The organism is Klebsiella grimontii (genome assembly GCF_042137965.1).
GTDB classification, from domain to species: Bacteria; Pseudomonadota; Gammaproteobacteria; order Enterobacterales; family Enterobacteriaceae; genus Klebsiella; species Klebsiella grimontii.
In genome coordinates this window covers 4,732,569-4,752,127 of record NZ_CP169721.1, presented here as the reverse complement: position 1 = coordinate 4,752,127, position 19,559 = coordinate 4,732,569, and the positions used below count along the sequence as shown (strand labels likewise).

19 protein-coding genes are annotated in these 19,559 nt (G+C 55.0%); 10 read left to right on the top strand and 9 right to left on the bottom strand.

Annotation, left to right across the window (positions count from 1 at the left end):
* The 7 genes from ftsQ to mutT all read left to right on the top strand — a co-directional run bounded on the left by ftsQ (position 1) and on the right by mutT (position 8,312).
* Complete coding sequence (gene ftsQ, locus ACE3MN_RS22290; RefSeq protein ID WP_024360314.1) at positions 1–834, top strand: cell division protein FtsQ; 834 nt, start codon at positions 1–3, stop codon at positions 832–834.
* Complete coding sequence (ftsA, locus tag ACE3MN_RS22285; protein WP_004098594.1) at positions 831–2,087, top strand: cell division protein FtsA; 1,257 nt, start codon at positions 831–833, stop codon at positions 2,085–2,087. The genes ftsQ and ftsA overlap by 4 nt, the downstream gene beginning before the upstream one ends.
* Positions 2,088–2,149: 62 nt before the next feature.
* Positions 2,150–3,301, top strand: a complete 1,152-nt coding sequence (ftsZ, locus tag ACE3MN_RS22280) for a cell division protein FtsZ (protein ID WP_004098597.1) — start codon at positions 2,150–2,152, stop codon at positions 3,299–3,301.
* Positions 3,302–3,401: 100 nt separating this feature from the next.
* Positions 3,402–4,319 carry a UDP-3-O-acyl-N-acetylglucosamine deacetylase gene (gene lpxC, locus ACE3MN_RS22275; RefSeq protein WP_004098599.1) on the top strand — a complete coding sequence of 306 codons (918 nt, stop codon included), beginning with the start codon at positions 3,402–3,404 and terminating at the stop codon, positions 4,317–4,319.
* A 247-nt stretch (positions 4,320–4,566) separates the two neighbouring features.
* On the top strand, positions 4,567–5,076 hold the full coding sequence (secM, locus tag ACE3MN_RS22270) for a secA translation cis-regulator SecM (RefSeq protein WP_004872173.1): 510 nt from the start codon (positions 4,567–4,569) through the stop codon (positions 5,074–5,076).
* 62 nt (positions 5,077–5,138) lie between these two features.
* On the top strand, positions 5,139–7,844 hold the full coding sequence (gene secA / locus ACE3MN_RS22265; RefSeq protein ID WP_024360315.1) for a preprotein translocase subunit SecA: 2,706 nt from the start codon (positions 5,139–5,141) through the stop codon (positions 7,842–7,844).
* A gap of 60 nt (positions 7,845–7,904) precedes the next feature.
* Positions 7,905–8,312, top strand: a complete 408-nt coding sequence (gene mutT / locus ACE3MN_RS22260) for an 8-oxo-dGTP diphosphatase MutT (RefSeq protein WP_024360316.1) — start codon at positions 7,905–7,907, stop codon at positions 8,310–8,312.
* Positions 8,313–8,364: 52 nt separating this feature from the next.
* On the opposite strand, the gene yacG is transcribed toward mutT, so the two are convergent.
* The 3 genes from yacG to coaE are packed head-to-tail and all read right to left on the bottom strand — an operon-like array spanning position 8,365 to position 9,932.
* Entirely contained in the window at positions 8,365–8,559 is a 195-nt protein-coding gene (yacG, locus tag ACE3MN_RS22255) for a DNA gyrase inhibitor YacG (RefSeq protein ID WP_004872170.1), read from the bottom strand.
* A gap of 9 nt (positions 8,560–8,568) precedes the next feature.
* Complete coding sequence (gene zapD, locus ACE3MN_RS22250) at positions 8,569–9,312, bottom strand: cell division protein ZapD (protein ID WP_024360317.1); 744 nt, start codon at positions 9,310–9,312, stop codon at positions 8,569–8,571.
* Complete coding sequence (gene coaE / locus ACE3MN_RS22245; RefSeq protein ID WP_004872162.1) at positions 9,312–9,932, bottom strand: dephospho-CoA kinase; 621 nt, start codon at positions 9,930–9,932, stop codon at positions 9,312–9,314. The genes zapD and coaE overlap by 1 nt, the downstream gene beginning before the upstream one ends.
* A 346-nt stretch (positions 9,933–10,278) precedes the next feature.
* Here coaE and ACE3MN_RS22240 point away from each other — a divergent pair, with 346 nt between their 5' ends.
* Complete coding sequence (locus ACE3MN_RS22240) at positions 10,279–11,322, top strand: GMP reductase (RefSeq protein WP_049087180.1); 1,044 nt, start codon at positions 10,279–10,281, stop codon at positions 11,320–11,322.
* Positions 11,323–11,351: 29 nt separating this feature from the next.
* Here the strand turns inward: ACE3MN_RS22240 and hofC are convergent, their stop codons facing one another.
* The 4 genes from hofC to nadC form a co-directional block, all read right to left on the bottom strand.
* On the bottom strand, positions 11,352–12,557 hold the full coding sequence (gene hofC, locus ACE3MN_RS22235; protein WP_004872159.1) for a protein transport protein HofC: 1,206 nt from the start codon (positions 12,555–12,557) through the stop codon (positions 11,352–11,354).
* Complete coding sequence (gene gspE, locus ACE3MN_RS22230) at positions 12,547–13,932, bottom strand: type II secretion system protein GspE (protein WP_375364169.1); 1,386 nt, start codon at positions 13,930–13,932, stop codon at positions 12,547–12,549. The genes hofC and gspE overlap by 11 nt, the downstream gene beginning before the upstream one ends.
* 10 nt (positions 13,933–13,942) lie before the next feature.
* Positions 13,943–14,374 (bottom strand): prepilin peptidase-dependent pilin, encoded by a 432-nt coding sequence (gene ppdD, locus ACE3MN_RS22225; RefSeq protein WP_004872155.1) that lies wholly within the window; start codon positions 14,372–14,374, stop codon positions 13,943–13,945.
* Positions 14,375–14,557: 183 nt separating this feature from the next.
* Positions 14,558–15,451 carry a carboxylating nicotinate-nucleotide diphosphorylase gene (gene nadC, locus ACE3MN_RS22220; RefSeq protein ID WP_004872153.1) on the bottom strand — a complete coding sequence of 298 codons (894 nt, stop codon included), beginning with the start codon at positions 15,449–15,451 and terminating at the stop codon, positions 14,558–14,560.
* A 194-nt stretch (positions 15,452–15,645) separates the two neighbouring features.
* Between nadC and ampD the strand changes: the two genes are divergently transcribed.
* Positions 15,646–16,197: a 1,6-anhydro-N-acetylmuramyl-L-alanine amidase AmpD gene (gene ampD, locus ACE3MN_RS22215; RefSeq protein ID WP_004872150.1), complete on the top strand. Its 552-nt coding sequence runs from the start codon at positions 15,646–15,648 to the stop codon at positions 16,195–16,197.
* 9 nt (positions 16,198–16,206) lie between these two features.
* Positions 16,207–17,061 carry a beta-lactamase regulator AmpE gene (ampE, locus tag ACE3MN_RS22210; protein ID WP_024360320.1) on the top strand — a complete coding sequence of 285 codons (855 nt, stop codon included), beginning with the start codon at positions 16,207–16,209 and terminating at the stop codon, positions 17,059–17,061.
* Between the two features lie 31 nt (positions 17,062–17,092).
* On the opposite strand, the gene ACE3MN_RS22205 is transcribed toward ampE, so the two are convergent.
* Together ACE3MN_RS22205 and ACE3MN_RS22200 are read right to left on the bottom strand one after the other, a co-directional pair.
* On the bottom strand, positions 17,093–18,043 hold the full coding sequence (locus ACE3MN_RS22205) for a family 43 glycosylhydrolase (protein WP_102650216.1): 951 nt from the start codon (positions 18,041–18,043) through the stop codon (positions 17,093–17,095).
* Entirely contained in the window at positions 18,043–19,449 is a 1,407-nt protein-coding gene (locus ACE3MN_RS22200) for a glycoside-pentoside-hexuronide (GPH):cation symporter (protein ID WP_004872145.1), read from the bottom strand. The genes ACE3MN_RS22205 and ACE3MN_RS22200 overlap by 1 nt, the downstream gene beginning before the upstream one ends.
* Positions 19,450–19,559 lie beyond the last annotated feature (110 nt).

The following is a 19,559-nucleotide window of genomic DNA, read 5'->3' as shown; positions in this document are numbered from 1 at the left end:
ATGTCGCAGGCTGCGCTGAATACGCGGAACCACGAAGAGGAAGAAGAAACTTCTTCGCGTCGAAGTAATGGCTCTCGTCTGGCTGGTATTTTCTTCCTGCTGGCGGTGCTCTGTACCGTGCTGGTCAGCGGATGGATGGTTCTGGGCTGGATGGAGGATGCACAGCGATTACCGCTGTCAAAGATGGTGGTCACCGGTGAGCGTCACTACACGCGCAACGATGATATCCGTCAGGCGATTCTGGCATTAGGGTCGCCGGGCACCTTTATGACGCAGGACGTCAATATAATTCAAAGCCAGATTGAACGTCTGCCGTGGATTAAGCAGGCGAGCGTCAGAAAGCAGTGGCCGGACGAATTGAAGATTCATCTGGTTGAATATGTGCCGATTGCGCGCTGGAATGATCAGCATATGGTAGACGTGGACGGAAATTCTTTCAGCGTGCCGTCAGATCGCACCAGTAAACAGAATTTACCGATGTTGTACGGCCCGGAAGGCAGCGAGAACGAAGTTCTTCAGGGATACCGCGACATGGGGCAGGTGCTGGCAAAGGATAAGTTCACGTTGAAAGTGGCGGCAATGACCGCGCGTCGTTCCTGGCAGTTGACGCTGAATAACGATATTAAGCTCAACCTTGGCCGGGGTGACACCATGAAACGGCTTCAGCGCTTTATGGAACTCTACCCGGTTCTTCAGCAGCAGGCGCAGACCGACGGCAAACGGATAAGCTACGTTGATTTGCGTTATGACTCGGGAGCGGCAGTCGGTTGGGTACCGGCTCCCGTAGAGGAAACTCAACAACAACAGAATCAGGCACAGGCAGAACAACAATGATCAAGGCGACGGACAGAAAACTGGTAGTTGGACTGGAGATTGGCACCGCTAAGGTTGCCGCTTTAGTAGGGGAAGTTCTGCCCGACGGTATGATTAATATCATTGGCGTGGGCAGTTGCCCATCGCGTGGTATGGATAAAGGCGGAGTGAACGACCTGGAATCCGTGGTGAAATGCGTACAGCGCGCCATTGACCAGGCCGAACTGATGGCGGATTGCCAGATCTCGTCAGTCTATCTGGCGCTTTCAGGCAAACATATCAGCTGTCAAAATGAAATTGGCATGGTGCCGATTTCAGAAGAAGAAGTGACGCAGGACGACGTTGAAAACGTGGTACATACCGCGAAATCGGTTCGCGTGCGCGACGAACATCGCGTTCTGCACGTTATCCCGCAGGAGTACGCCATCGACTACCAGGAGGGAATCAAAAACCCCGTCGGATTGTCTGGCGTACGTATGCAGGCGAAAGTGCATTTGATTACCTGCCATAACGATATGGCGAAAAATATTGTCAAAGCGGTGGAACGTTGCGGTCTGAAAGTTGATCAGCTCATTTTCGCCGGTTTAGCCGCCAGCTATTCCGTATTAACGGAAGACGAACGTGAACTGGGTGTCTGCGTGGTGGACATCGGCGGTGGTACAATGGATATCGCGGTATATACCGGCGGCGCGCTGCGTCATACCAAAGTGATCCCGTACGCGGGCAACGTGGTGACCAGCGATATTGCTTACGCTTTCGGTACGCCGCCGAGCGACGCGGAAGCCATTAAAGTGCGTCACGGCTGTGCGCTGGGCTCCATCGTTGGTAAAGATGAAAACGTCGAAGTACCGAGCGTGGGCGGGCGTCCGCCCCGCAGCCTGCAGCGTCAGACGCTGGCAGAGGTGATTGAGCCACGCTATACCGAATTGCTCAACCTCGTGAATGAAGAGATTCTGCAACTGCAGGAACAGCTGCGTCAGCAAGGTGTGAAGCACCACCTGGCGGCAGGCATTGTATTAACCGGCGGTGCGGCGCAAATAGAAGGACTTGCCGCCTGCGCGCAGCGCGTATTCCATACGCAGGTGAGAATTGGCGCGCCGCTGAACATTACCGGATTAACGGATTATGCCCAGGAGCCGTATTACTCGACGGCGGTTGGGTTGCTGCACTACGGGAAGGAATCTCATCTCAGTGGTGAAGCAGAAGTGGAAAAACGCGTAACGGTCGGGTCGTGGATCAAACGACTCAACAGTTGGTTGCGAAAAGAGTTTTAATTTTTTAAGAGAACGCAGAAAATTAGCGATCTCAGGCGACAGGCACAACGGAGAGAGAAATTATGTTTGAACCTATGGAACTGACCAACGACGCGGTGATTAAAGTCATCGGCGTCGGCGGCGGCGGCGGTAACGCCGTTGAGCACATGGTGCGCGAGCGCATTGAGGGTGTTGAGTTTTTCGCGGTGAACACCGACGCGCAGGCTCTGCGCAAAACGGCTGTTGGTCAGACTATTCAGATCGGTAGCGGTATTACCAAAGGTCTGGGCGCAGGCGCAAACCCGGAAGTCGGCCGTAACGCAGCGGATGAAGACCGTGAAGCGTTGCGTGCCGCTCTTGACGGCGCCGACATGGTGTTTATCGCAGCCGGCATGGGCGGCGGTACCGGAACCGGTGCTGCGCCAGTGGTTGCTGAAGTTGCAAAAGATTTAGGTATCCTGACCGTTGCCGTGGTGACTAAGCCTTTCAATTTTGAAGGCAAGAAACGTATGGCGTTCGCTGAGCAGGGTATCACCGAGCTATCCAAGCACGTCGACTCGCTGATCACCATCCCGAACGACAAGCTGCTGAAAGTACTGGGCCGCGGCATTTCTCTGCTTGACGCCTTCGGCGCCGCAAACGATGTGCTGAAAGGCGCGGTGCAGGGTATCGCTGAACTGATCACCCGTCCTGGCCTGATGAACGTCGACTTTGCGGACGTGCGTACCGTGATGTCTGAAATGGGCTACGCCATGATGGGCTCCGGCGTGGCGAGCGGCGAAGACCGTGCGGAAGAAGCGGCTGAAATGGCGATTTCTTCTCCGCTGCTGGAAGATATCGATCTGTCCGGCGCGCGTGGCGTTCTGGTCAACATCACTGCGGGCTTCGATCTGCGTCTGGATGAGTTCGAGACCGTGGGTAATACTATCCGCGCATTTGCTTCGGATAACGCCACCGTGGTTATCGGTACTTCTCTGGACCCGGATATGAACGACGAACTGCGCGTAACCGTTGTTGCCACCGGTATCGGTATGGACAAACGTCCGGAAATTACTCTGGTGACTAACAAGCAGGTGCAGCAGCCGGTGATGGATCGTTACCAGCAGCACGGTATGTCTCCATTGACTCAAGAGCAGAAACCGGCCGCAAAAGTGGTCAACGACAATACGCCGCAGGCGGCGAAAGAGCCGGATTATCTGGATATCCCAGCCTTCCTGCGTAAGCAAGCCGATTAAGAATTGGCTGGAAGTTGGGCATCTGCGCTCTTTGTGCTAAACTGGCCTGCCGAATGTATAGTACACTTCGGTTGGATAGGTAACTTGGCGAGATTATACGATGATCAAACAAAGGACTCTTAAACGTATCGTTCAGGCGACTGGCGTCGGTTTGCATACCGGCAAGAAAGTCACCCTGACGTTACGCCCTGCGCCGGCAAATACCGGGGTCATCTATCGTCGCACCGACTTGAATCCACCGGTTGATTTTCCGGCTGATGCCAAATCTGTGCGTGATACCATGCTCTGTACTTGCCTGGTCAACGAGCATGACGTGCGGATATCGACGGTCGAGCACCTCAATGCTGCATTGGCTGGCTTGGGTATCGACAACATTATTATTGAAGTCGATGCGCCGGAAGTCCCGATTATGGACGGTAGTGCGGCTCCGTTCGTTTATCTGTTGCTGGATGCCGGCATCGATGAACTGAACTGCGCTAAGAAATTTGTGCGTATCAAAGAGACGGTTCGCGTTGAAGATGGCGATAAATGGGCTGAATTCAAACCGTATAATGGTTTTTCACTGGACTTCACCATTGATTTTAACCATCCGGCGATTGACTCCAGCAGCCAGCGCTACGCAATGAACTTCTCGGCTGATGCGTTTATGCGCCAGATTAGCCGCGCGCGTACCTTCGGCTTCATGCGTGATATCGAATATCTGCAGTCCCGCGGCCTGTGCCTGGGCGGCAGCTTCGATTGTGCCATCGTTGTTGACGATTATCGCGTACTGAACGAAGACGGTCTGCGTTTTGAAGATGAGTTTGTCCGTCACAAAATGCTGGATGCCATTGGCGACCTCTTTATGTGTGGTCACAATATTATCGGTGCATTTACGGCATACAAATCCGGTCACGCGTTGAATAACAAACTGCTGCAGGCTGTTCTGGCAAAACAGGAAGCCTGGGAGTATGTGACCTTCGAGGACGACGCAGAAATGCCGCTGGCGTTCCGCGCTCCGACGCTGGTTCTGGCATAAGTCAGACCCGGCAGTAAATTCGACTGGTAACCTGGTACTCTCTCCGGCCAGGGAGCCAGTCGTTTTCTTTTTTATATTCTCGCTGCGTCCTGCTTTGATTTTTAACTGCATTTTTTGCGCGTTCGTTCCTTTTTTAAACGTTTTTACCCCGCCTGAGACCTCATTCCTGCTGCCGTGAAGACGTATTAATGTTAGTATTTGGACGCAAAATATTTCTCAGGGTTGCTACCAACAAAAGGTAACGTAAGTGAGTGGATTGCTGACGCGCTGGCGACAGTTTGGCAGACGGTATTTCTGGCCGCATCTCCTGTTGGGGATGGTCGCGGCTAGTCTCGGCCTGCCTGCGCTTAGCAATGGTCATGAACATGAGACCGCGTCGCCCGCTAAAACGACGTCCAGCAACCATAATCCTGCGAAAGTTAATTTTTCTCAGCTAGCGCTGCTGGAATCTTCCAGCCGTCGACCTAATTTCACCGTTGATTACTGGCATCAGCACGCCATTCGTACGGTTATTCGCCATCTCTCTTTTGCGATGGCGCCGCAGGCGCTGCCGGTAGCGGAAGAGTCTTCACCGCTTCAGGCGCAGCATCTGGCTCTGCTTGACACGCTTAGCGCGCTGTTGACGCAGGAGAGTACACCTCCTGCCATTGTTCGCCTGGCGGCATACAACCCCTCTTTTTCCCACCGCGCGTTTCGCGTCTGTACCTGGATTAGCCAGGTTACCGGCATTCGCGCCGGGCCTCAACGCCTCAGCTAAACCAAAAACGGACCATTCTATTTTTTTGTGACTCCGCAGCGCGGGGCGTTTGAGATTTTATTATGCTAATCAAATTATTAACTAAAGTATTCGGCAGCCGTAACGACCGTACGCTGCGTCGTATGCGCAAAGCCGTCAACGTGATCAACGCCATGGAACCTTCCATGGAAAAGCTTTCCGATGACGAACTGAAAGGGAAAACCGCGGAGTTCCGCGCTCGACTGGAAAAAGGTGAAAGCCTGGAGAGCCTGATCCCGGAAGCCTTTGCCGTCGTGCGTGAAGCCAGTAAGCGCGTCTTCGGTATGCGTCACTTTGACGTTCAGCTGCTCGGCGGCATGGTCCTCAACGACCGCTGTATTGCAGAAATGCGTACCGGTGAAGGTAAAACGCTGACCGCAACGCTGCCTGCCTATCTGAATGCGCTGACCGGCAAAGGCGTTCACGTGGTCACCGTCAACGATTATCTGGCACAGCGTGATGCGGAGAACAACCGCCCGCTGTTTGAATTCCTGGGGATGACCGTTGGGATTAACATGTCCGGCCTGCCTGCGCCGGCCAAGCGTGAAGCCTACGCAGCCGATATCACCTACGGCACCAACAACGAATATGGCTTTGACTATCTGCGCGACAACATGGCGTTTAGCCCTGAAGAGCGCGTGCAGCGCAAACTGCACTATGCGCTGGTGGATGAAGTCGACTCCATTCTGATCGATGAAGCGCGTACCCCGCTTATCATTTCCGGCCCGGCTGAAGACAGCTCGGAAATGTATAAGAAAGTGAACAAGATCATTCCGCACCTGGTACGTCAGGATAAAGAAGACTCCGAGACCTTTACCGGCGAAGGACACTTCTCCGTTGATGAGAAAGCGCGTCAGGTAAACCTGACCGAACGCGGTCTGGTGCTGATTGAAGAGCTGCTGGTAAATGAAGGTATTATGGAAGAAGGCGAGTCGCTGTACTCACCGACTAATATCATGCTGATGCACCATGTGACCGCCGCGCTGCGCGCACACGTGCTGTTTACCCGCGATGTTGATTACATCGTTAAAGATGGCGAAGTGATCATCGTCGACGAACATACCGGCCGTACGATGCAGGGGCGTCGCTGGTCCGATGGTCTGCACCAGGCCGTTGAAGCAAAAGAAGGCGTTGATATTCAGAACGAAAACCAGACGCTGGCTTCAATTACCTTCCAGAACTATTTCCGCCTGTACGAGAAGCTGGCGGGGATGACCGGTACTGCCGATACCGAAGCGTTTGAATTTAGTTCGATCTACAAGCTGGATACCGTTGTGGTTCCGACCAACCGCCCGATGATTCGTAAAGACATGGCGGACCTGGTTTATATGACCGAAGCGGAAAAAATCCAGGCCATTATCGAAGATATCAAACAGCGTACCGCCGCTGGCCAGCCGGTGCTGGTGGGGACCATTTCTATCGAAAAATCAGAAGTGGTCTCTAATGAATTGACGAAGGCGGGCATCAAGCACAACGTGCTGAACGCGAAATTCCATGCCAGCGAAGCGGATATCGTCGCTCAGGCGGGTTATCCGTCTGCGGTGACCATTGCGACCAACATGGCCGGTCGTGGTACCGACATTATGCTCGGCGGTAGCTGGCAGGCTGAGATCGCCCAGTTGGAAGACCCGACTCCGGAACAGATTGCGCAGATCAAAGCCGACTGGCAGGTTCGTCACGATGCGGTGCTGGCTGCGGGTGGTCTGCATATTATCGGTACCGAACGCCATGAGTCTCGCCGTATTGATAACCAGCTGCGCGGTCGTTCAGGTCGTCAGGGGGACGCCGGTTCTTCCCGTTTCTATCTGTCGATGGAAGATGCTCTGATGCGTATCTTCGCTTCTGACCGCGTGTCCGGCATGATGCGTAAACTGGGTATGAAGCCGGGTGAGGCTATCGAACATCCATGGGTGACCAAAGCGATCGCCAACGCGCAGCGTAAAGTCGAGAGCCGCAACTTCGATATCCGTAAGCAGCTGCTGGAATATGACGATGTGGCTAACGATCAGCGTCGCGCTATTTACACCCAGCGAAATGAGCTGCTCGACGTGACCGACGTGAGCGAGACGATTAACAGCATTCGTGAAGACGTATTTAAAGCGACCATCGATGCCCATATTCCTCCGCAGTCGCTGGAAGAGATGTGGGATATCGAAGGCCTGCAGGAGCGTCTGAAAAATGATTTCGACCTCGATCTGCCGCTCAAAGAGTGGCTGGATAAAGAGCCGGAGCTGCATGAAGAAACGCTGCGCGAGCGTATTCTGCAGAGCGCCATTGAAACCTATCAGCGCAAGGAAGAAGTGGTTGGCGCTGAAATGATGCGTCACTTTGAAAAAGGCGTCATGCTGCAAACGCTGGACTCCCTGTGGAAAGAGCATCTGGCAGCGATGGACTACCTGCGTCAGGGCATCCATCTGCGCGGCTATGCGCAGAAAGATCCGAAGCAGGAATATAAGCGTGAATCTTTCTCCATGTTCGCTTCAATGCTGGAGTCCCTAAAGTATGAAGTGATCAGTACGCTGAGCAAAGTTCAGGTGCGGATGCCGGAAGAGGTGGAAGCGATGGAGCAGCAGCGTCGTGAAGAAGCTGAGCGTCTGGCGCAGATGCAGCAGTTGAGCCACCAGGATGATGATACCGCTGCCGCGGAGGCGCTGGCTGAACAAACCGGCGAGCGTAAAGTGGGTCGTAACGATCCGTGTCCGTGCGGCTCCGGTAAAAAATATAAGCAGTGCCACGGTCGTCTGAGCTAAGCTTTACAATCTTGAATACCAGGGCGCAGATATCTGCGCCTTTTTTATGGAACAAGGACAATGAAAACGCTGCAAATTTCAGTGGGTATTATCCGTAATTCGCAAGGGGAAATTTTTATAACCCAGCGCGCTGCCGACGCGCATATGGCGAATAAACTTGAATTCCCTGGCGGAAAAATCGAAGCAGGAGAGTCGTCTGAGCAGGCCTTAGTTCGCGAATTGCAGGAAGAGGTCGGCATTACGGTGCGTGCTTCCCGTCTGTTTGATAAGCTGGAGTATCAGTTTCCCGATCGTCATATCACGCTGTGGTTCTGGCTGGTGGAAAGCTGGGATGGCGAGCCGTGGGGTAAAGAAGGGCAACCGGGCCGCTGGATTGCGCAGAGCGCGCTCGTTGCGGAGGATTTTCCGCCGGCAAACGAACCTGTCATTGCCAAATTAATTCAATATTCTCAGATCGGCCGGGGGTAACGCTGGCATCGGGCAAATTAGGGCGGGGCAGCGAGTGCCCGCCCTGAGTCAGTTACTCTTTTTCTTCGCTCCAGCCATCGCTATCCGACAGATCGCCGCTGCTTGGGATGCGCTTTTCTTCCGCCGCCCATTCACCTAAATCGATAAGCTGGCAGCGTTTGGAACAGAACGGGCGATGCGGGCTCTGCTCATTCCAGACCACGATTTTTCCGCAGGTTGGGCAGTTGACGGTTATCTCTTCTGACATCTTTTCTCCTTAACAGCAGGCCAGTTCAAAATCAAAACGCTCCGGCACGATACCGTGCTCGCTGTCCAGCGGCATAAAGCGGATGGCAAAGCGGCTCTTATGGCCTGATATCTGGGGATAGAGCTGGCTGGCAAGATCCAAATGCAGACGCAGCAGATCGGCGTCTTCGCCGTTGTCCTGATAAAAACCGTTCAGGCTGGTCTGCTTGCGGAAGGGGGCCGAGTTGCGGATGAGATCGAGGATGAGCATCAGCGATTGGGTCAACGGTTCCAGGCTGGCCAGCCACTTGCCTACCTGCTCATCGCGATATTCCTGCGGCATATGCAGCCAGATATGCAGCGTCGGGAGATCGAAGCTACAGCAGCCGCCTGGGATGCTTAAGCGCTGGCGTACCAGGGCGATCAAACGATCCTCTCGCAGATACTGGCCGATACGCGGCGCCGACATCAACGTACTGCCAGATTGCTTCAGCTGCTGACGCAACTCGTTGATACGATCCCGATCAACGCCAGGGACTTCCGCCCAGGATTGCAGCTTCCGCTGCTGGCGATCCAGCTCTTTTATCAGATCGGTACGCACTTCACCGCGTTCGAATACATCTAAAAGGTCGCCGATATTGCGGAAAAAGTGAAGTGCATCCGCATGGCTGGTAATCGCCGGATGTACGGCCAACTGCTGGAGCAAAAACTCAATACGCAGCCAGGTGCGCATTTTTTCATTAAGCGGATGTTCGAATAGAACAGGGGTATGCATTACGGTTTTTCCTGTGAGGCGGCCTGCGATGCCAGCCGTTGATACTTTGCATGCAGGCGGGCGACATCTGATGCGATGGCATCAGGTGAACCCATATTTTCAATAACATCATCCGCAACGGCAAGGCGCTGCTCGCGCGTGGCCTGAGCGGCAAGAATATGTTCCGCATGTTGCCGACTGACCCGATCGCGAAGCATCGTGCGCTCTATCTGCGTCTCTTTGGGCACATCAACAACAAGCACGCGATCGGCTTTGGCGGACAAACGGTTTTCGACCAATAAAGGTACAACCCAGAGAATATAAGACGAGGTGGCAAGCTGCATCTGGCGACGCGTTTCCTGCTGAATTTGTGGGTGCAGCAGCGCGTTTAGCCAGCTCTTATCCTCTGCATGAGCGAAAATATGCTCGCGCAGAGCACGACGGTTAAGGGTGCCATCTTCATTAAGTATCTGCGGACCGAAGCGTTGAGCAATAGCGTTGAGCCCCGGAGTGCCGGGCTCTACCACCTGGCGCGCGATAATGTCAGCATCAATAACGTTAACCCCGAGGTGTGAGAATGCATCGGCTACGGTACTTTTACCGCTGCCGATGCCGCCTGTTAACGCTACCGTGTATGTCATACACCTCAATCCTGAAACTGACTACATGCACATTTTTCACTAACGGCGCCGTTATTTACGACGCGACGACGCCACTGCGACAGTGGGTTTACCGGCGTAATATCAACCGATAAAGCGCTGTCACCACCTATTCTTTTTTTTTGCGCATGTAAATCAAATGGTTAAAAATGATACGCCAGCGATGGGATATCGCAAATTCGCTTTTGGCTATTCACCAGGTAAATTTATACGATTGTAGCGTAAAAAAAGTGAAAATCGCAGTCTTGCGCGGCCATGATTCGTGCGTATGATAGCGTCACTGGAGTTGTGCTCTCACAATAATGCAATTAACCCCAGGAATTCGCACATGCGTATTGAAGAAGATTTGAAGCTTGGTTTTAAAGACGTTCTTATCCGCCCGAAACGTTCTACCCTCAAAAGCCGTTCTGACGTACAGCTGGAACGTGAATTCACTTTCAAACACTCTGGCCAGACCTGGACTGGCGTGCCGATTATTGCTGCTAACATGGATACCGTTGGCACGTTCGCTATGGCTAAAGCTCTGGCTTCGTTCGGCGTTCTGACCGCGGTGCATAAGCATTACAGCGTTGAACAGTGGCAGGCGTTTGTTCAGAGCGTATCTGCGGATGTCGTGCAGCACGTAATGGTCTCCACCGGGACCTCCGACGCGGATTTCGAAAAAACCAAACAGATTCTGATCCAGAACCCGCAGCTTAGCTTTGTGTGCATTGACGTGGCGAATGGCTATTCCGAGCACTTCGTGCAGTTTGTCGCGAAAGCCCGCGAAGCCTGGCCGCAGAAAACCATCATTGCAGGTAACGTTGTTACCGGCGAAATGTGCGAAGAGCTGGTTCTTTCTGGCGCCGATATCGTGAAGGTTGGCATCGGCCCGGGCTCCGTATGTACAACCCGCGTGAAAACCGGTGTCGGCTATCCGCAGCTTTCCGCCGTGATTGAATGTGCCGACGCGGCGCACGGCCTGGGCGGGCAGATTATCAGCGACGGCGGATGCACTATGCCCGGAGATGTGGCTAAAGCATTCGGCGGCGGCGCAGATTTTGTGATGCTTGGCGGTATGCTGGCTGGTCACGAAGAGAGCGGCGGCACCGTGGTTGAAGAAAACGGTGAAAAATTCATGCTGTTCTACGGCATGAGCTCCGAGTCGGCGATGACCCGTCACGTTGGCGGCGTAGCCCAGTATCGTGCGGCGGAAGGCAAAACCGTTAAGCTGCCTCTGCGCGGCCCGGTTGAACACACCGCGCGCGATATTCTTGGCGGCCTGCGCTCCGCGTGCACCTACGTTGGTGCTTCACGGCTGAAAGAACTGACTAAACGTACGACTTTTATTCGCGTACAGGAACAAGAGAACCGCGTGTTCAACAGCCTGTAATGCCGCTCGCTGGCGCGTTTGCGCCAGCGTTATCCCCCCATCCCGCTAATGGCGTCGCCCAGATGAAAAATGGGTAAATACATCGCCACCACCAGCACGCCGACAATCGTTCCGGTTACAACCAGCATCATTGGCTCCAGTAAGGTGGCCAGGTTATCTGCCTGCTGATGCGTCTGCTCGCTATGGTGACGAGCCAGATTAGCCAGCATGGTATCCAGCGAACCTGAAGCTTCACCGGTACGAATCAGCTGTAGACACAGCGGCGTAAATCCTCCGCTGTTGGCGAGCGCCTGCCAGATGGGATCGCCGTGGGTAATTTGCCGGCAAACCTGGCGGAGCCTCTGTCGCCACAGCGGACAATTCAGGGTTTCCTCTACGCTTTGCAGCCCTTGCAGAAAGCTGATACCGGCGCTTTGCGTCAAGGCGAGTACGGTAAAAATCTGGCTAAGCCGCTGGCCGCATAGCAGTTTGCCAAACACCGGCAGCGTATGGAGCAGCTTCTGGCGATACAGCAGCCAGCCTGGCCGCTGGCAAATCAGCCGGTTGAGTATCGCAGGCAAAATACCCAGCGCCGCGAGCAATGGCCAAAAGCGAGTTAGCCCCTCACCGACGCTCATTACCACGCGGGTCAGCCACGGTAGCGGGGTGTTGAAAGTTTGATATATAGCGGCAAACTCCGGTAAGACGAAACACAGCATTCCCATGACCACCAGCAGCGCCAGAGTCAAAATAATCAGCGGGTAGCGCAGCGCTTTTTTCACTTTCTCGGTAAGGAGCAGCTGTTCTCGCTGCTGCTGGGCCAGCTCGGCGCAGCATAGCTCCAGTTTACCGGTAAGCTCACCGGTGCGGATCATGGCCAGATATAACGGGGGGAACGCTTCAGGCCATTTTTCCAGAGAGCCTGAAAGCGAAATGCCCTGCGCCAGATCCTCTGCCAGGGTTTGCAGCAACGCTTGCCATTGCGCATTGGGCTGCTGCTGAGCCAGCAGTTCCAGCCCCTCAGCCAGCGGGAGGCCGGCCTGAAGAAGGGCCGCCAGCTGGCGGATGATTTCACCGCTATAGCGCGGATGCCAGAGGGCGTTTTGCACGCTACAGCGGCGCAGCGTCAGCGGGATAATTCGTTGCTGCTGTAGAACCTGCAATGCCTCCGGACGATTATCCTGCCAGAGCGTTCCCTGGCAGGGAGCGCCCTGGAGAGTGATACCGCGCCAGCGCCACAGTCGTTTAGTCGCCATGCGGTATCCCCAACACGCGTACCACTTCTTCCAGACTGGTCATCCCGCGTTCGACGGCCAGGCAGCCGCTCTCAAATAGCGTCATCATGCCGGATTCCCTTGCCAGGGACTCGATCTCCCCGGCGCTAAGACCTTGAGTTATCGCCTGCCGTAACGTGGTATTGACGGGTAGCAGCTCAAAGAGCGCCAGGCGACCGTAGTAGCCGTGATAGCAGTGCTGACAGCCCGGAGCCTGCCAGCGAGGAAGCGCCCGCGGCCACAGGCTGTGCGGAACATCAGCCGAACTGCCGGTTTCCCGCCGGCAGTGGGGGCACAGCTTGCGTACCAGACGCTGAGCAACCACCAGCGAAAGCGCGGATGAGATCATCCAGCGTGCAACGCCCATCTGCTGCAGGCGGACCAGCGTTTCACTGGTTGAATTGGTGTGCAGCGTTGAGAGCACCAGGTGCCCGGTCTGCGCTGCTTTTATCGCGATTTCAGCGGTTTCCGCATCGCGTATTTCTCCCACCATTACGATATCAGGATCCTGACGGAGCAGGGCGCGCAGTACGCTGTGAAAGGTTAAACCCGCCCGGGGGTTAATCTGCGTCTGATTCATCTCCACAATGGGGATCTCTAGCGGATCTTCAACGCTGCATATATTTACCTCGTCGCGATTCCGCGCCTGTAGCGCGCTGTATAAAGTGACGGTTTTCCCACTTCCCGTCGGACCGGTAACCAGCATCAGGCCCTGGGGTTGGTTTAGCGCCGAGCGGAAGGCGGCAAGCTGCTGGGAGGAGAGCCCCAGCGCCTCCAGGTCCAGCGCTTGTTCAACCTGATGTAGTAAACGCAGAACGATTTTCTCCCCTCCGCGGCAGGGAAGCGTGGCGATCCGAAACGAGATCGGACGCTCGGAGAGCGTGAGGGTGAACTGACCGTCCTGCGGTACCCGATGTTCGGCGATATCCAGATTACCGAGCACCTTAAGTCGGGCGGTGATTGGGGCGGCGAGCTCCGCGGCTAGCGGCGCAAGAGAATGGAGTACGCCGTCTACCCGCAGGCGAATTCTCAGGCGATCGTCGCCGGGTTCGATATGAATATCGGACGCGCGCTGGCGCAGGGCTTGTTCGAGAAGGTTATTCACCTGTTCAACGACGCTGGCTGAGGCTTCAACAGGTGGGGCGAGCGTTGATATTCCCGGCGTCTGCAGCCGTTTGTCCATCCGGTCCTGGCTCCAGCATTCGATATCAATCCTTTTCTGAGTCGCGAAGCGCAGGGCTTCCATGAGTTCCGGTGCAGGGGCATCGACTACGGCGATGGCAATGGTGTGTTCATCGCTATCGAGCAGCAATGCCTTGTAGCGCTGGCACAGGGGGATCAATTGTTCAGTTTTCATTGCCGCCCCCTCAGTTAAAACGGAACACATCTTCACAGGCCTGCTTGAGTGCGCTATCGCCGGTAATATTACAAACGCGCTGCCAGCCGGTGATACCGTTAGCGTTATCCCAGGACGGCGTCATGGTGACGCTCAGGCCATTGAGACTTTCCTGGCCGGTGAGCGTGACAACGCCCGTCGCTACGGTCATAGCGGAGACGTAGCGGGTGGTTGCGGGGGAGGGGATCCCATTGCTTCCGCCATCGCAGGGGGTTAATCCGCCGTGCTCCAGCGCACATAGCTCAATGGCGGTACGGAAAGGGACGAAGGTTTGTAGCATGTCGGTAAGCGCCGCTTTTCGCAGGTAGTTCTGATAGGCCGGAATGCCGATTGCGCTGAGAATGGCGATGATCCCGATGACCACCATGAGTTCGATGAGGGTAAAGCCATGTTGTTTGTTCATAAGTTGCTCCTTGTTATCTTCGGGAGCACTTTGCCGGGCTTTTTTTAGCGATACGAGCCGCAGATTTCGCCTAAGGAAGCCGGGTTCCAGGCTTTTTGGGCCGCTTGCATGGAGGGATTATTGGCATGCGAGTCAGTTCGCAAAAGCGAGCCCCGGCATAAAGTGAAAACCGGGGCAGGGGGATTAGCGAAAACGCATAGAGAGGTCGAGGGCGCGCACGTGTTTCGTCAACGCGCCAACGGAGATGTAGTCGACGCCGGTTTCGGCAAATTCACGAATGGTATCGAATGTGACGTTGCCGGAGACTTCCAGCGCTGCCTGACCCTGGGTGAGTTTGACCGCTTCGCGCATCAGGTCGGTAGTGAAGTTGTCGAGCATAATGATGTCGGCGCCGGCTTTCAGCGCTTCGTCCAACTCTTCAAGGGTTTCGACTTCCACTTCTACCGGCACATCAGGGTGTAGCCAGAACGCTTTTTCAACCGCCTGCCGTACCGAGCCGGAAGCGATAATATGATTCTCTTTAATCAGAAAGGCATCGGAGAGGCCCAGGCGATGGTTGGCACCGCCGCCGCATAAGACCGCGTACTTCAGCGCCGTGCGCAGACCCGGCAGCGTTTTGCGCGTATCGAGCAGCTGAGTTTTGGTGCCCGCCAGCAGATCGACATAGCGGCGGACTTCACTCGCCACCCCGGACAACGTCTGCACGAAATTAAGCGCGGTGCGCTCGCCGGTGAGCAGAATACGCGAAGGGCCATCCAGCTCAAACAGCGGCTGGTTTGCTTTTACCGCATCGCCATCGGCAACATGCCAGGTGAAGTTAACGTCATCGCCCGCAAGCTGAATAAAGACTTCTTCTACCCAGCGTTTACCGCAAAATACGCCATCTTCGCGGGTGATCACGACCGCATGCGAGCGCGCATCCTGCGGCAATAATTGTGCGCTAATGTCGTTATTCGCATCCACTTCACCGCCTAAATCTTCCCGCAGGGATTGGGCGACGGCATCGGTAATATCAAGATTAATACGCTCCAGCAGCGCGTCACGGCGGCGGTCGGGATTGTAGCGACGAGGCGTCATGATAAAGCTCCAGATAGATAAGATTCAGAAGTGGGAAACATGCTAACCTGAACAACGTTTTTGTACCACATCCGCTTCATTTTGCCGGCGGTTTCAGCTTTTGGCGTTAGTCCGCTGAGCGACAGGGCGTATGATGCCGGGGATTTGTTGGACGCGGTGCCGCGAATGCATAAGCTAGTAAAAGGAGACTCAACATGCAGTTGAACGGGGGATGGCTGGTCGAGGCGCGTCGGGTACCTTCGCCGCATCAAGATAGTCGTCCGGATAATGAAACTCCCTCTTTGCTGGTGGTGCACAATATAAGCCTACCGCCCGGCGAATTTGGCGGCCCGTGGATTGATGCCCTGTTCAGCGGTACGCTCGATCCCCATGCCCATCCTTTCTTTGCCGAGATTGCCCATCTTCGCGTTTCGGCGCATTGTCTGATTCGCCGCGATGGTGAAATCGTGCAGTATGTGCCTTTCGACAAGCGCGCGTGGCACGCGGGTGTTTCAAGCTATCACGGGCGCGAGCGCTGCAACGATTTTTCGATAGGCATTGAGCTGGAAGGGACCGACGAGCTGGCTTATACCGACGCGCAGTATCAGCAGCTGGCAGCCGTTACCCGTCAGCTTATCCCGCTCTATCCGGCGATAGCCGACAATATCACCGGCCATAGCGATATTGCGCCAGTGCGTAAAACGGATCCCGGCCCGGCTTTTGACTGGGTAAAATTTCGCGGTCTGTTAACCCCGTCGTCAGAATAAGGAGATGCCATGACGTTGTTCACTACGCTGTTAGTCCTCATTGCCGAGCGCTTGTTTAAGCTGGGCGAGCACTGGCAGCTCGATCATCGGCTGGAAGTGCTGTTTCGCCGGATAAAGCATTATTCCCTGCTGACAACCGTACTGATGACGGTCGCGGCGGCGGCAGTGGTGTTTATTATTCAGCGCCTGCTGCAGGGGCAGCTGTTTAACGTTCCGCTGCTGGTGTTCTGGATCCTGCTGGGCCTGCTGTGCATCGGCGCAGGTAAAGTCCGTTTGCACTATCACGCCTACCTGAAGGCCGCGGCGCGCGATGATAGCCGCGCCTGCGACGCCATGGCCAGTGAACTTACCCTGATCCACGGCGTACCGCCCGGCTGCGACCAGCGTGAGTATCTGAGCGAGCTGCAAAATGCGCTGCTGTGGATTAACTACCGCTATTATCTTGCTCCGCTGTTCTGGTTTGTGGTCGGCGGGCCGTGGGGGCCGTTAACCCTGATCGCCTACTGTACGCTGCGGGCCTGGCAAACGTGGCTGGCGCGTTATCAGACGCCGCGCCATCGCTTACAGTCGGGTATAGACGGTATTCTGCACGTGGTCGATTGGGTTCCGGTACGCCTGGTCGGCGTGGTGTACGCTTTGGTTGGACACGGGGAAAAAGCCTTACCGGCGTGGTTTGCCTCGCTGGGCGACCGCCACTCTTCTCAGTATCAGGTATTGACGCGTCTGGCGCAGTATTCGCTGGCGCGTGAGCCGCACGTGGATAAAGTGGCCACGCCGAAGGCGGCGGTCTCCATGGCGAAGAAAACATCGCTGGTGGTGGTGGTAATTATGGCGCTGCTGACCATTTACGGTACGCTGATTTAAGCGCCTGCCCGTTGGCGGGCAGGCATGACTCTTAATACGTGTCTGCTGCCGGGATGCCAAAATCAGGCATCCCGTTTTCTTGCCAGCGAATAAGCTTCAGGCGCGTATGACGATTTGGATCGTACAGCGGGTCGCCTTCGATTTCGGTGTAGTTACGCGCGTGGTACACCAGCACATCTTCTCCCTCCGGCGTCTGCGTAAAACTATTGTGTCCGGGCCCATACTGACGATTCTCATAACTGGTGCGGAATACCGGCTGCGGCGCTTTATGCCAGTTTTCCGGCCGGAGCGGGTCGGCGCTAACGTCTATCCACAGTAAGCCCATGCAGTAGTTTTCGTCGGTGGCGCTGGCGGAATAGCTAACGAACAGCTTGTCGCCGTGGAACAGTACCGCCGGGCCTTCGTTCACCAGGAAACCGCGGCACTCCCAGTCGAACTCAGGTTGACTCAGCATGACCGGCTGACCTTTTAGCGTCCACGGATTTTCCAGTTCAGCCAGATAGAGGTTGGTATTGCCTTTAATTTCAGGATCTTTTTGCGCCCACAGATACCACTGCTTACCCTGATGGCGGAAAGTCGTGGCATCCAGCGCAAAGGTATCAAGCGGCGTTTTAATCTGCCCTTTTCCCTGCCATTTACCGGTTAATGGGTCGCTGTCCGCGCATTCCAGGGCGAACATGCGGTGCTGGAACATCCCCAGCGCATCCAGATCGTGCGTGTGGGTTGCCGCAAAGTAGATGTACCATTTTCCGTCAATCTCATGCAGCTCCGGCGCCCATATGAGCTGGCTCATCGGGCCGCTGTCCGGTTTACGCCAGACGACCACCGGCTGCGCGTCGCGTAAACCTTCAAGGGTGGCTGAGCGACGGATTTCCAGACGGTCGTACTCCGGCACCGAGGCAATAAAGTAGTAGCTATCCTGATGGCGCAGAATATACGGGTCCGCGCGTTGTTCAATAAATGGATTCGGCCAGTTTTTCATTACGCTTTCCTTACATGTTCGCCGGTTTTCAGTTCCTGATAGTCATTGAGCTCGCTATAGTTGACCCGGCGTTTCTCGAGGTCAGACTGAATTTGCCTCATAAATTCGCGGTTAACCTTCAGCATACGCACCACTCCCGCGGTAATGAGATAGCCGACGCCGGGGATAACGCTGAATAGCAGTACGATACCGTTAATCGCGGATGCGCTTTGCTGTTTCGCGCCAGCATCGTAACCGTACCAGGAGAGCAGGAAGCCAACCATCGCGCCGGCGATAGCCAGACCGACCTTCAGGAAGAACAGGTTGCCGGAGAAGCTGATGCCGGTGATGCGTTTGCCGGTCTTCCATTCGCCGTAGTCGTCAACGTCGGCCATCAGCGACCAGTGCAGCGGTGAGGGGATCTGATGCAGGATATTCAGCAGGAAGTAGAGCGCCATAATCATCATGGTGGCGTGCGGGTCGAAGAAATAGAACGCGCAGGAGAAAACGGCCAGGACGATATTGGTCCAGAAAAACACCTGCAGTTTACACCAGCGGTCGGTCAGAACTTTCGCCAGCATACTACCGATCATCATCCCGACCACGCCAAGGCTGATAAACAGCGTGGCGAAGTGGGTGCTTTGCTGCATAACCCAGGTGACGTAGTACATGGTGGCGGCCATGCGAATAAAGCCCGGACAGACGTTGCACAGCGTTAACAGCAGGATGCGAACCCACTGGTCGTTTTTCCAGACGTCTTTCAGATCTTTTTTCAGCTCGTCGTTGGTCTGGACTGCGGGTTTTACGCGCTCACGAACGGTGGCAAAGCAGAACAGGAACATGCACATACCGATAAACGCCAGCACGGTCATCGCCATCTGGTAGCCTTTGGCTTTATCCTCACCGCCGAACCAGTCCGCCATCGGCAGCAGCGTCAGGGATAGCAGAAGAGTGGCAATACCGACCATCACGAAGCGATAGGACTGGCAGGCCACGCGTTCCTGCGGGTCATTCGTAATCACGCTACCCAGTGAGCAGTAGGGGATGTTAATCGCGGTATAGGTTAGCGAGAGCAGGAAGTAGGTGACGAAAGCATAGATAACCTTGCTATTGTACGTCCACTCCGGCGTGGTAAACATCAGGACGCTGAACAGCGCGTACGGGAAGGCAATCCACAGCAGCCATGGACGAAAACGGCCATATTTGCTGCGGGTACGGTCGGCCATCGCCCCCATAATCGGATCGGTAACCGCATCAATAACGCGTACAGAGAGCAGTAATACACCCACCAGCGCAGGTGCGAGGCCAAAAATATCCGTATAAAAATAGTTAACAAACAGCATGATGGCACCGAAGATGATATTGCATCCGGCATCACCCATCCCGTAGCCTATTTTCTCTTTAACTGAAAGCTTATTGCCATTCATCGCGGCGATCTCCCCGTTGCGGTATGGAGAGAATTATTAGTCGGGTAATAAATAAATGCGTTGTAGGAAAGGGTTAACGATATGGATAAATCGGTTATCAGGGGGAAAGT